At 63.4% G+C, this 12,833-nt stretch carries 12 protein-coding genes; 7 read left to right on the top strand and 5 right to left on the bottom strand.

Features of this window, described 5'->3' with window-relative positions; translation table 11 throughout:
* Nucleotides 1-45 precede the first annotated feature (45 nt).
* From AC56PL_RS12690 to AC56PL_RS12680, 3 genes are all read left to right on the top strand, one after another.
* On the top strand, nt 46-402 hold the full coding sequence (locus AC56PL_RS12690) for a UBP-type zinc finger domain-containing protein (protein ID WP_497154034.1): 357 nt from the start codon (nt 46-48) through the stop codon (nt 400-402).
* A 127-nt stretch (nt 403-529) separates the two neighbouring features.
* Nucleotides 530-1,408, top strand: coding sequence for an alpha/beta fold hydrolase (locus AC56PL_RS12685; protein ID WP_497154033.1), 879 nt, complete (start codon nt 530-532; stop codon nt 1,406-1,408).
* A 110-nt stretch (nt 1,409-1,518) separates the two neighbouring features.
* A complete protein-coding gene (locus AC56PL_RS12680) occupies nt 1,519-3,084 on the top strand; it encodes an MFS transporter (protein WP_495514028.1) in 1,566 nt (521 codons plus the stop codon).
* Between the two features lie 13 nt (nt 3,085-3,097).
* Here the strand turns inward: AC56PL_RS12680 and zwf are convergent, their stop codons facing one another.
* Complete coding sequence (gene zwf / locus AC56PL_RS12675; RefSeq protein ID WP_497154032.1) at nt 3,098-4,570, bottom strand: glucose-6-phosphate dehydrogenase; 1,473 nt, start codon at nt 4,568-4,570, stop codon at nt 3,098-3,100.
* 69 nt (nt 4,571-4,639) lie between these two features.
* Complete coding sequence (locus AC56PL_RS12670) at nt 4,640-5,194, bottom strand: NADPH-dependent FMN reductase (protein ID WP_497154031.1); 555 nt, start codon at nt 5,192-5,194, stop codon at nt 4,640-4,642.
* A gap of 273 nt (nt 5,195-5,467) precedes the next feature.
* On the opposite strand from AC56PL_RS12670, the gene AC56PL_RS12665 reads away from it, so the two are divergent.
* Entirely contained in the window at nt 5,468-5,914 is a 447-nt protein-coding gene (locus tag AC56PL_RS12665; RefSeq protein WP_482136374.1) for a riboflavin kinase, read from the top strand.
* Between the two features lie 22 nt (nt 5,915-5,936).
* Here the strand turns inward: AC56PL_RS12665 and AC56PL_RS12660 are convergent, their stop codons facing one another.
* Nucleotides 5,937-6,710, bottom strand: a complete 774-nt coding sequence (locus AC56PL_RS12660) for a phosphorylase family protein (protein ID WP_495514025.1) — start codon at nt 6,708-6,710, stop codon at nt 5,937-5,939.
* A gap of 174 nt (nt 6,711-6,884) precedes the next feature.
* On the opposite strand from AC56PL_RS12660, the gene AC56PL_RS12655 reads away from it, so the two are divergent.
* Nucleotides 6,885-7,181, top strand: a complete 297-nt coding sequence (locus tag AC56PL_RS12655; RefSeq protein WP_495514024.1) for a hypothetical protein — start codon at nt 6,885-6,887, stop codon at nt 7,179-7,181.
* A 34-nt stretch (nt 7,182-7,215) separates the two neighbouring features.
* On the opposite strand, the gene AC56PL_RS12650 is transcribed toward AC56PL_RS12655, so the two are convergent.
* Nucleotides 7,216-8,559 (bottom strand): NAD(P)/FAD-dependent oxidoreductase, encoded by a 1,344-nt coding sequence (locus AC56PL_RS12650; RefSeq protein ID WP_497154030.1) that lies wholly within the window; start codon nt 8,557-8,559, stop codon nt 7,216-7,218.
* A 215-nt stretch (nt 8,560-8,774) separates the two neighbouring features.
* Here AC56PL_RS12650 and AC56PL_RS12645 point away from each other — a divergent pair, with 215 nt between their 5' ends.
* Nucleotides 8,775-10,247, top strand: a complete 1,473-nt coding sequence (locus AC56PL_RS12645; protein ID WP_497154029.1) for an MFS transporter — start codon at nt 8,775-8,777, stop codon at nt 10,245-10,247.
* A 74-nt stretch (nt 10,248-10,321) separates the two neighbouring features.
* Entirely contained in the window at nt 10,322-11,431 is a 1,110-nt protein-coding gene (locus tag AC56PL_RS12640; protein ID WP_497154028.1) for an NAD(P)/FAD-dependent oxidoreductase, read from the top strand.
* A 25-nt stretch (nt 11,432-11,456) separates the two neighbouring features.
* Here the strand turns inward: AC56PL_RS12640 and AC56PL_RS12635 are convergent, their stop codons facing one another.
* Nucleotides 11,457-12,833, bottom strand: coding sequence for an NAD-dependent succinate-semialdehyde dehydrogenase (locus AC56PL_RS12635; protein WP_497154027.1), 1,377 nt, complete (start codon nt 12,831-12,833; stop codon nt 11,457-11,459).

Genomic DNA, 12,833 nt, shown 5'->3' with positions numbered 1-12,833 from the left:
CTGCACGGCGTGCATTATCGGCAAAGCTGGTCTTGGATGGGATCTATGACGACCCCATCCATCGATCCCCAGGTGCCCCCAAGCGGGCCGGGTTGCCTCGACTGCGACAACACCGGAGGCTGGTGGTTTCATCTCCGTCGATGCGCGGCGTGCGGACACATCGGATGTTGCGACGATTCCCTTTCGCGTCATGCGTCCGCCCATGCCACGCAGACCGGGCATCCGATCATCCAGTCATTTGAACCGGGCGAGGACTGGTTCTGGGACTACTCCAGCAACGACTATTACGACGGACCCGAGCTCGCTCCCCCACACTCTCGGCCCGCCGACCAGTCCACACCCGGACCAGCAGGCCGCGTGCCCACGGACTGGGTCGAACAACTGCGCAACCGCACCGACTGACCTGCCTCCTTCCGGCCGGAATTTCTCGCGCGCCTGCGCAAAAGGGCACTGTTTGCGCCGGAACACCTCTGTCGCCACGGTCTGGTCCGTAGTCTTCTCTGCAGACCAGACCGGAAGAGGACAACCGATGCCCACTGAGTTCGACCTGCTGCCCGAGAACGCCGAAGAGCTTGGCCTGGAATCTGATCCGCTCCCACCGGTGACCCGGATCGACACGGTTGTCGACACCCGCACCGTGAGTGCCCTGCGATGGGGCACCGCGTCGCCGCGCGTGGTGTTGCTCCACGGCGGTGGCCAGAATGCCCACACCTGGGACAGCGTTCTGCTTGCGCTCGGGGTGCCGGCTTTGGCCATCGACCTTCCGGGTCACGGCCATTCGGAGTGGCGCGAGGACGGTGACTACCGCCCCCATGTCAACGCCCAAGCCGTGGGACCGGTGATTCGTGCCCTCGCTCCGGAGGCCGAGCTGGTGGTGGGGATGTCACTCGGTGGACTCACGACCATCTCGGTGGCCGCCCGGTTCCCGGGATTGGTCAAGCGTGCGGTCCTCGTCGATGTCAGCCCGGAATCACCCAAACGGGTGGAGAACCTCAGCAACAAGGAGCGTGGCACCGTTGCGTTGGTCAGTGGCCCGGACACGTTCGACGATCTCGATGAGCTGATCGACCTCACCGCCGCGGCCGCCCCGAACCGTCCCAGATCTTCGATCCGGCGTGGTGTCATCCACAACACCCGGCAGACCGACGACGGACGCTGGCGCTGGCGCTACGACCGGTTCCGTAAGTCCATCGAACCCGAGCCGCTGTGGAAAGACCTGTCCGACAGCAATACTCCGATCACGCTCGTCCGCGGTGGCCTCTCGCCGTTTGTCGCCGACGACGACGTCGACACATTGCGGCGGCATCGGCCCGGCATGGAGGTCTTCACCGTCGACGGTGCCGGGCATTCGGTGCAGAGCGATGCACCGCTCGAGCTCGCGAATATCGTTGCGAGCGCGCTGCGCTGAAGTCGATTAGCCCAGGCCGCGCGACTGATTCGCGATACTCTTTGACGGCTTGACGCATTCAGCACTCGATTCAGTACTCATGCTGCGCGTCCGCCGATGGAGGAGGACCCTTGACCACAGCGGTTGCCGACAAAGCCCCTCCGCGCGCGAACGTTGTGCTCGGAACACTGATTCTGGTTGCCGGTGTTGCCAACATCAATCTCGCTGTCGCCAATGTCGCCCTGCCGGACATCGGTAAGGATTTCGACGCCGGCGCCACCGGCTTGAACCTGGTGGCCGTCGGCTATTCCCTCGGCCTGGCTGCCTCGGTTCTGTACTTCGGAGCCCTCGGCGACCGGCATGGCCGCAAGCGGATGCTCATCATCGGCATGGGCCTGTCGATTCCGGCATCACTCATCGCCGGACTGGCCCCCAACATCGAGATCTTGTTTGCCGGTCGCCTCCTCGGCGGTATCGCGGCGGGCCTTGCCTATCCGACAACCCTGGCCATCATCACCGCGTTGTGGCAGGGCCCGAGCCGCACCAAGGCCATCGCGGCCTGGTCGGCGCTCGGCGGTGCGATCACCGCACTGGGTCCGGTCCTGTCCGGCGGGCTGCTCGAGGTGTTCAGCTGGCACTCGGTTTTCCTCGTCACCCTGCCGCTCGCCGTCATCGCGCTCATCGCTGCACTCAAGTTGGTACCCGGTGACAACGGTGACTCCACGGACCCCGTCGACAACCTCGGCGGCGTCCTGTCCATCGCCTTCATCGGCGCCATGGTGCTGGCGCTGAACTTTCTCCCGATGGCAGGCGCCGGGACGATCACCGCAATCCTGGCGGCCATCGCACTGGCCGCAGCCATCGCGTTCTTCTTCCGACAACACCGCGCCGCCAACCCACTGTTCGACCTCAAGATCGCCGGCCGCCCGACTTTCTGGGTCGCCGCAATCGGCGGCATCGTGGTGTTCGGCACCCTGATGGGCGCCATGTACATCGGGCAGCAGTACCTGCAAAACGTTTTGGAGTACTCAACCCTCGCGGCCGGCGCCTCGGTTCTTCCCGCCGCCGCCTCCATGGTGATCGTTGCTCCCCTGTCGGCGCGGATGGTCGAGAACCTCGGATCGCGCACCACACTGCTGGTCGGATTCGCGTTCATCGGTCTCGGCATGGTCTTCGCCATGACGATGTGGAGCGAGAGTGCGCACTACTGGCAGGTCGCGTTGGTCTACGTCTGCATAGGTGTCGGGGTGGGTATCGCGGGAACGCCGGCGTCGCGTTCGCTGACCGGTTCTGTTCCGCTGTCGCGAGCCGGAATGGCCTCGAGCATGTCAGACCTGCAGCGCGATCTCGGCGGGGCGATCATGCAATCGATTCTCGGTGCGATCCTCACCGCCGGCTATGCGCACGACCTGTCGAAGCAGATCGCCGGATCGCCCGATGCAGACAGCATCACCGATCAGACTCAGGCGGCGCTCACCAAATCGTTCTCCAGTGCCGAGGACCTCGCGGAACGCTACCCCGACAACGCCACCGAAATCCTGTCGGCTGCGCGAGAAGCGTTTGTGGACGGCGACTTTCTGGCCTACGCCTCGGCGATCCTCGTTGTGCTCGTCGGCGCGGTGGTCGTCAGGATCTGGTACCCGAATGTCACCAAGGAACGCGTACTGATGAAAGAGTATGCGGCTGAAGAGAACTGATGGTCAGACACCGTCAGCTTTCCTTCTTGTGGCGCCAGATCCGTTCGAACGGCAACCGCCAGGCGTGCGGTGCGATGAGCTGATGGATCGCGTTGGGTCCCCAGGAACCCTGACTGTAACTGCGGACCGGGGGTGGATCGTTCAGCAGCGGTGCCGAGACATCCCACAACCGTTCGATGCCTTCCGCCGTGGTGAAGAGTGTGTGATCGTTTTTCATCGCATCGAGGATGAGACGTTCGTAGGCCTCCAACACCAGGTCGGCCTGCTCGGTTTCGTGCATCGCGAACTGCAGACTCAGCTTGTCGAGCTTCATGCCCGGTCCCGGCTTTTTGCCGTAGAACGAGAGCGACACCTTGAACTCGTCGGCGAGATCGAACGTCAGGTGATCCGGACCCTGTTGCCCCACACCCGATCCGTCCGGGAACATGCTCTTCGGTGGCTCGTGGAACGCGATCGAGATGATGCGCTGTCCATCGGCCAACCCCTTACCGGTTCGCAGGTAGAACGGCACCCCGGCCCACCGCCAGTTGTCGATTTCGGCCTTGAGCGCCACGAAGGTCTCGGTCTGCGACTCGGCGATGACACCGGGTTCATCGCGATAGCCGGTGTACTGACCGCGCACCACGTTTCGGGGATCAAGCGGCAGCATCGACCGGAAGACCTTGTTCTTCTCCTCACCGATCGGTCCGGGTGCCAACGCGGTCGGTGGTTCCATCGCAACGAACGCGAGGATCTGAAAGAGATGGGTGACCACCATGTCCCGGAACGCGCCGGTGGATTCATAGAAGTGTGACCGGCCTTCGAGCGCCAGTTTCTCGGGCACATCGATCTGGATGTAGTTGATGAAGTTCCGGTTCCAGATCGGCTCGAACAACCCGTTGGCGAACCGGAAGGCCAGAATATTCTGGGCCGCTTCCTTACCGAGGAAGTGATCGATACGGAAGATCTGATCCTCCCCGAACCACTTGTGGATCGAGGCATTGAGCGCGACAGCGCTGTCATGGTCGGTACCGAACGGTTTCTCCATGATCACGCGGGACTTCTTGACCAGATCCGCTTCATGCAGCATCTCGAGCACTGCCATCGCGGCCGCAGGCGGCACGCTCAAGTAGTGCAGCATGTGGGCGTCGGTTCCCAGCACCGCAAGCGCCCGCCGCACCTGTGCGGCGAGCGCTTCAGCGCCTGCACCCTGCGGCACATAGCTCAGGGTCTCGGCGAACTCTGCCGCTGCTTCGGGTGTGAAGACCCGGCTGGAGAACTCGCTGCAGGCCTCGACCGCGACCGCCCGGAACTCCTCGGTGTCGATGTCATCGAGCGAGGTCCCGACGATTCGCATCGGTGGCGCCAGTTTTGACATGAACAGATGGAACAAGCCGGGCAACAGTTTTCGGCGTGCCAGATCGCCGGTGGCACCGAACAGCACCACAACATGAGGCGGGATCTTCTTGGCCGCTTTGACCCCGGGGGCCGCTTCGAGTCCGGACACATCGTCGATCGTCCCACCTGGGAACGAAGTAGGCAGTGCAACCGAGGGCAATCAGCCCTCGGCACCCCGCTACTGAACAGTCTTCCGGGCCGGACGGACCGAACCGGCCACCGACGACAGGGCGGTGAACACGGCGGCGTAGTCGGCGGCCGCCTGCGCGATGAAGTTGCCGAGTTCAGGCAGGTCGTCGATGACGAAGTACAGGCCACGGCCCGGGATCGCCGCACCCAATTCCAGGAGCAGGGGTGCCAGCGTTGTCTGTGGTGCCAGCGAATGCGTCAGGTCTCCACCGGTGAACACGGGTATCGCAACCACACCTTTGAGGCCGTCGGTGCCGTACTGATCGAGGAATGCCTTCAACAGTCCGGTGTACGAGGCCTTGTAGGTGGGTGTGGCAAAGATGACCAGATCGCTGGACGCGACCGAAGTCTTTGCTGCCGTGACTTTTTCCGAGCCCCACTGGAACAACTCATCTGCCAGGTCGGCGAGTTCGATGACCTCGACCTCGTACGATCCCGGCTCGAGCAACGCCGGCACCAGTGCTTCGGCGACCGTCCGGGTCCGCGACTGCGGCTTGGGATTTCCGACAACAACCGAGACCTTCAACGATCCAGCTTCAGACAACGCGCTCAACTCCAGACTTCATCGTGGCGGGGGGGTCATCGGCCGTAGACCAGCGATTCTGCAGCCGTAGGTGAAACGCTATGTCACCACGACAACCTAGCCACGGGTTTGAGTCGACGCGAGTTTTGGTCTTCCGCGGGATGAAACCCCCCACATCTCGACAGCCAGATCACCGGTACCCGCACGGACACGTCTACGCTCGAAGGCAGCATTTGGTCGCCGCACCACGCGGTGTCCGACCCGCGACTTGTGACCCCACGAAGGGATAGTGCAGTGACCAGCAACTCCGACGAACTTCTCGGCTACGCCGCGGGCGAGATCGTGCGTGGCGAGGGACGCGGAGCGCCCATGGGCTTCCCGACCGCGAACATCCGCACCGAAGACGAGAGTCGGATCCCAGAGGACGGAGTCTACTTCGGTTGGTTCGGTCTAGCAGAAGGTGAGCCGCCTCGTGGCCGCCTACGCCCGGGCACGTACCTGCCCGCACTGATCTCCGTGGGCAACAATCCGACATTCGACGGCCGCACCCGCACGGTCGAGGCCTACGTCATGGACTTCGAAGAAGATCTGTACGGCGCCCACGCGATCGCGGAGCTGACAACTCTGGTGCGCCGCATGGAGAACTTCAACTCGATCGACGATCTGGTGGTCGCCATGAACGGCGACAAGCAGGCGGCCCGTGATCTCATGGCGAAGTACCCGACGCGGCCGGAAAGCTAGCCGCACCGGGTCACCCTGCCCGTCAAAGGTCAAGCGCAACAGCAGTATCGAGGGCCACCTCGATACTGCGCATCCAACCGTCCTTGAGAGCGGCCTTCTGATCTCCGTAGACGCTGACACCGTCGACGAGGTTGCTCGAGCAAGCGCACACCATGCCGGCTCGCAGCCCCCGCAGCTTCGCGACGACGTACAGCGCTGAACTCTCCATCTCCACGTTGAGGATTCCCATCTGCGACAACTGGGAGATCCACTCCGGGCCTTCCGCGTAGAAGGCATCGTCGGTGGCGTTGATGCCGGAGTACACCCGGAAACCGCCGCGCTGCGCCGCCATGGCCTCGGCAACTCGTCGTAGTTCTGCTGCGATCGAAATGTCCGGGACCGCAGGGAAACCCGGATGAACATACGCCGCGGTGGTTCCGTCATTGCGCAACGAACCCTCACTGATCAGAAGATCACCCGGCGCGATCCCCGGCTGTAGGCCCGCCGAACTCCCCACGCGGATAAGAGAAGTGACACCGACCCTGGCCAGTTCTTCCACCGCGATGGCAGTCGACGGACAACCCATCCCCGTCGAGGTCGCGGTGATCAGTTTGCCCTTGTAGTAACCCGTCATCGTCCGGTGTTCGCGATTATGGGCGATGTCACGTACATCGGTCAGGAACTCTGCGACAAAGGGCACCCGGAACGGATCACCCGGCAGCAACGCAACTGTTCCGACCTCACCCGGTGCCACCCCGATGTGGTACTGCCGGACATCGAGTCCGGCGGCGTTCTTGTCGACGATCTGCTCTGACACTGATGGCTCCCGGCGTTGGTGGATGTAGTTGCTTGTGCAAAGTAGCGCGCAGTTGCCTGGTCCGCCTGCCGAGCCTGAGTCGATTGCATGAAATCGGGTCATCCCGGGTACCACTTCGACATCAGTTCACAGAGAGTGAGGCACCGTGCAGTTCACAGAGAGGGAGGCGCAACCGTGACCAATGACGTCGAGAAGCGCTGGAATGATCCCCCGACATTCCGGGCCGCTGCCAAATACGTCGTCGTGGTGATCCTCCTGGCCGCAATCTGGCTGGTTGCGGACCTTCTGATCGACCCGTCCAACCTGCTCTGGGGTGCGGGTTCAACCGCGATACTGGTCCTGGGCGGCATCGGCGCGTTCATCAAGGGCTACCGGGTGTGGAAGCAGGGTGGCAGCTGGACGATCTGGCAGGGCGCCGGATGGCTGTTGTTCGTACTGATGCTGGCGACGATGGGTACCGCGGCACTCTGAGTCACACTGTGCCCGAACCTCGTTCAGCGTCCGGTCAGCTCACGTTCTTCCTGGCGTTGGTGAAGTACGTGTTCCGTGCGATGCGCGAGTCGCCGAACGTCACGGCGCGCTCGCGCCTCGATCCGGTGGCCAGCGTCGCACCCCAGTTCAGCAGCGTGCCAATACGATTGCGCGCTCCCGCCAAGAATACGATGTGGATGACCCCCCACGACAACCAACCCAGCCGTCCCGAAAGATGAAGTGGCCCGGCCTGAACGAGCGCGTGGCCCCGCGCAACGTACGCCGCATTGCCCAGGTCTCGATACTTGAACGGTGGCCGGGTGGCGTTGCCACCCGATGCGACGTCCGCAGCGATCAGCTTGCCTGCATACCGTCCGCCCTGCATCGCGACCTCTGCCACACCGGGCAACTCGTCGCGGGACATCAGGTCGCCGACCACCCAGATGTTCGGATGTCCGGGGACCGTCAGGTCTGGTTCGACGGCGATGCGCCCGGACCGGTCCTGCGAGACCCCCAGCGCCGAGGCGAGCGCCTTGGCGAAAGGCACGGCCTCCACACCGGCGGTCCAGACGACGGTCTGTGTTTCATACCGACTCGTGGTTTTCGGCTCCGCCTTGGTGGTCGTCTCGACATAACCGGGACCGACCTCGGTGACATGAACCCCGAGGTGGGTCTCGACACCGACCCGCTCCAACGTGCGCTGCGCATTCTTCGACAGCCTCTTGTCGAAGGAGGGCAGAACCCTGTCACCGCTGTGGAACAGCAGCACCCGCGCCTCGCAGGGATCGATCGACCGGAACTCGTTGGTCAGCGCATGCAGAGCCAACTCGCGGATCTGACCGGCGATTTCCACACCGGTCGGTCCACCACCGGCCACGGCAAAGGTCAGCCAGCGTGCTCGTTCTTCGGCGGTCGGCAGTGACTCGGCCATCTCGAATGCGGTGACCAGTTTGCGGCGGATGGTCAAGGCGTCGTCCAGCGTCTTCATGCCCGGCGCCCAATCGATGTACTCGTCATGTCCGTGATAGGACTGCTGCATCCCGGCGGCGACCACGAGGTGGTCATAGGGCAGATCGAACATCGACCCATCGCTTCGGCAGGCCGTCAGCGTCCTGGTGTCGACGTCGATCGCAGTCGCTTCACCCAGTGCCACATGCGTATTCTTCTGCCGCCGCAACAGATGTCGCAGTGGACTGCCGATCGAGCCCTCTGACAGCACGCCCGTCGCACATTGGTAGAGCAGCGGCTGAAAGACATGACTCGTTCCGCGGGACAGCAGGGTGACGTCGACGTCGGCGTGCCGCAGTTTTCGCGCCGCATTCAATCCACCGAAACCGCCGCCGACAATCAGTACACGCGGTCGCTCAGATGCAGTCATGTTCACTTTCGTTCGCGAATCGCCACCACCAGGCCTGAGTGACAAGCCTTTCCATCACTGTCGTGACTAGTGCGAAAGTCTATCCCGTCCCTTTCTGGCTGTGTGGTGCATCACCTACAGGTTCATTGACCGATTGAGTCATACGCTTTAAGTTCAATCAGTCGGCTGCTTTAGTAATCGCGCGCCACGAACCTGAATCTCTCTGGAGGCGTTACATGCACGTTCCTGTGGCCGGCGATACCGCCAAAGCCCCGTCACCGGGGCCCATTGTGGCGATCCTGGCCTTCTCCGGTGTGGTCGCAGCCCTGATGCAGACCGTGATGATCCCGATCATCCCCGAACTGCCCAAACTCCTCGATGCGTCACCGTCCGACACCGCATGGGCCGTCACCGCCACCCTGCTGACCGGCACTGTCGCAGTGCCCGTCATGGGCAGGCTCGGAGACATGTTCGGCAAGCGCCGATTGCTGCTGCTGAGCCTGATGCTCCTGGTCCTCGGTTCCGTCGTCGCTGCGCTGAGCAACAGCCTGATCCCATTGCTTCTCGGACGGGTGTTGCAGGGTCTGGCGGGCGCGGTGATCCCGCTGGGGATCAGCCTGATGCGCGACGCCCTCCCCAAAGAGAAGTTGGCGAGCTCGGTGGCCATGATGAGCGCATCGCTCGGCATCGGCGGCGCGCTCGGTCTGCCCATCTCGGCCCTGATCGCCGAATATGCCAACTGGCACTTCCTTTTCTGGATCTCCGGGGCACTCGCCGTACTTGCCACCGTGCTGGTCGTCGTGTTCGTTCCCGAATCTGACGTCCGCAGCGGCGGCAACTTCGATTACGTTGGCGCCGCATCACTCTCGACCGCGTTGATCGCCTTACTGCTCGCGATCTCCAAGGGCGCCGACTTGGGTTGGACCAGTGGCACGACCCTGACGCTGGCAGCGCTCTCAGTCGTCGCGTTCGCGCTCTGGGGATGGTGGGAACTCCGGACCAAGCTGCCACTCGTCGACCTCCGCGTCACCGCCGGTCGTCAGGTGCTGTTCACCAACCTCGCATCGGTCGCCCTGGGCTTTGCGATGTTCGCGATGACCCTGGTGTTGACGCAGGTTCTCCAGCTACCCGAGAGCACCGGGTACGGGATGGGCCAATCCACCCTGATGACCGGCCTGGCGATGGCGCCGTTCGGTGTGGTGATGATGCTCGCGGCCCCAGTGTCGGCGCGGATCACCAACTCCCGAGGCCCCAAGACAACGCTGATGATCGGTGCCCTTGTTGTCGCCGCCGGATACGTCCTCGGGGCCTTTGCCCTCAGCACCATCTGGCAGATCATCATCGTCGGCATCATCATCGGCATCGGCACCGGTTTGGCGTACGGCGCCATGCCCGCGCTGATCATGGGTGCCGTCCCGATGTCGCAGACCAGCGCGGCCAACAGCTTCAACACCCTGATGCGCTCACTCGGAACATCCTTCGCCAGCGCCATCGTCGGCGTGATCCTGGCTCAGATGACGATCTCGTCCGGCGGGTTCGACGTGCCGTCCGCGGATGCATTCAAGGTGACCATGCTGCTGGCCGCCGGAACCGCGCTCCTCGCATTTGCGTTCACGGCGTTCGTTCCGCGCTTCACAGCCCCGCCGTCCCCGGTCGGGCTGCCCGGCGACACCACTGACATCGAAGGGTCCACAACCGCTGCTCGCTGAGTCGTCCGCGGATACGCTCCATGCGTCAGTGCGCATCGAGCGCATCTGCGTTCGACGAGGTCTGGGGGTGAGCGGTGGAGCATGTCGATGGTGTGGTGATCGGCGCCGGCGTGATCGGCTTGGCCATCGCCCGGCAACTCGCCCGCAGCGGGCGTGAGGTCCTCATCATCGAACGGTCCGAGTTGATCGGGTCAGAGACCAGCTCACGTAACTCCGAGGTCATCCACGCCGGTATCTACTATCCCGCAGGCAGCGCCAAGGCCCGCTTCTGCACGACCGGCCGAGACAAGCTCTACGCATACTGCGCCGACAACGGTGTTGGCCACCAGCGGATCGGCAAGCTCATCGTGGCAACCGATCCCGATCAGGTAGACCGCTTGGCGGGTATCGCAGCTGCCGCAAAGACCAACGGCGTCAACGATCTTCGTCTGATCGAGTCGCATGAACTCGCCGACCTCGAGCCCGACTTGCAGGCCGAACAGGCACTGTTGTCGCCCTCCACCGGGATCATCGACAGCCATGGCCTGATGACTGCACTGCGTCGCGACGCAGAAGAAGCCGGCGCGACCACGGTGCTGCGCAGCACGGTGATGGGCGGGTCGGTTGTGCGCGGGACAGGCAAGGATTCGTCGATCATCCTGACCATTGATGACACCGAGATCGCCTGCGGCACCGTGATCAACAGCGCCGGTCTGGGCGCGTGGGATGTAGCGGCCCAGATCGATGGCTACCCTGCCGAGCACCTTCCAAAGCGCTACTACGCCAAGGGGAATTACTACACCCCGACCGGTGTCAAGGTGCCGTTCTCCCGGCTGATTTATCCGATTCCCGTCGACGGCGGGCTGGGCGTACACCTCACACTCGACCTCGGTGGCCAGGCCCGTTTCGGCCCGGACGTCGAATGGGTGGACCGTGTTGATTACCAGGTCGATCCGACCCGAGCCGACAGCTTCTACTCCGAGATACGCCGATACTGGCCGGGACTACCGGACAACGCCCTCACACCTGCCTACTGCGGTGTCCGGCCGAAACTCTCCGGCCCGGGCGAACCGGCCGCCGACTTCCTGATCCAGGGGCCGGCACAGCACGGAGTCGCCGGGTTGGTGAACCTGTTCGGCATCGAATCCCCCGGGCTCACATCCTGTTTCGCGATCGCCGAAGCGGTGGCCGACATCGTCGGCTGACCGGTCCACCCATCTGCGAGAGCGGTCAGCGGCTGGAGGTCCGGCGAAGGCGGGTGTTCACGAACTCACCCATTCCCCAACGTCCGAGTTCGCGTCCGAATCCCGAGCGCTTGACGCCACCAAATGGCAAGCCCGGCAGCGTGGTTCCGTGCTCGTTGATGTAGGCCATACCGACCTCGAGGCGATCGGCGATGTCGCGGGCCTTGTCGAGGTCGGAACCCCAGACCGAACCACTCAAGCCGAAGTCGACATCGTTGGCCAGCTTCACAGCCTCGTCTTCCGACGCGACCGAGTAGACCATCGCGACAGGACCGAAGATCTCCTCGGAGTAGGCGTCCATGTCTTTGGTGATCCCGGTCAGCACGGCCGGACGCATGAAGGCGCCATCTCCATCGACCGCTTCACCGCCGGTGTGCAACTTGGCGCCCTGCGATACGGCCTTCTTGACCTGATCGACCACCGTGTCCCTGGCATTGACAGACGACAGCGGCCCGACCACGGTGTCGGGATGTGAGGGGTCACCGACGGTGGCCGACTCGAACTCCGCGGTGACCGTCGCGACGAATGTGTCGAAGTCTTTGTCGCGCACGATGAAACGCTTGGGACTGTTACAGGCCTGGCCTGCGTTCGACAATCGCCCTTTGGCCGCGGTCCGCGCCGTGTTCTCCAGATCGGCGGTCTCCAGAACGATGAAGGGATCGGACCCACCGAGCTCGAGTACCGCCTTCTTCAGATTCCGCCCCGCCGTCTCGGCGACGGAGGCTCCCGCTGCTTCGCTGCCCGTCAACGACACTCCCCGAACGCGAGTATCGGCGATCATGTCGGCAACCTGGTCGCTGGATGCGAACACGTTGATATACGCGTCGGTCGGTACGCCGGCCTCGTGCAGCTTCTCTTCCATCAGCTGAGCCGACCCGGCACAGATCGACGCATGTTTGAGAATGATTGTGTTGCCCGCCATCAGGTTCGGAGCCACAAAACGGGCAACCTGATAGTAGGGATAGTTCCAGGGCATGACACCCACGAGCGGACCGACCGGTTCTTTTTGAACGATCGACTCGTCCGCCCCGCCCACATCGAGCTTCTCGCTCTTGAGCAGGTCCGGCCCGTGCTCTGCGTAGTAGCGGTAGATCGCCGCAGCCAACTGCACTTCGCCGAGCGCCTGTTTTGTCGGTTTACCCATCTCCGTGGTGATGGCCTGCGCCAGCTTGTCGGCCTGCTGTTCGTACAGGTCAGCAGTCCGGGCCAGTGCTGCGGCGCGTTCGGTCGGACTGGTGGCCCGCCACGGCTCATAGGCCGCCATCGAACGGCTCAGTACGTCTTCGACACCCGCCGTGGTGAGGCTCTCGAACTCCCGCTCAGTCTTGCCAGTGGTCGGATTTGTGGTCGTGTAAGTACTCAT

The sequence above is a fragment of the Williamsia sp. Y721 genome (assembly GCF_059683565.1).
This window is presented reverse-complemented; position numbering and strand designations above follow the sequence as displayed.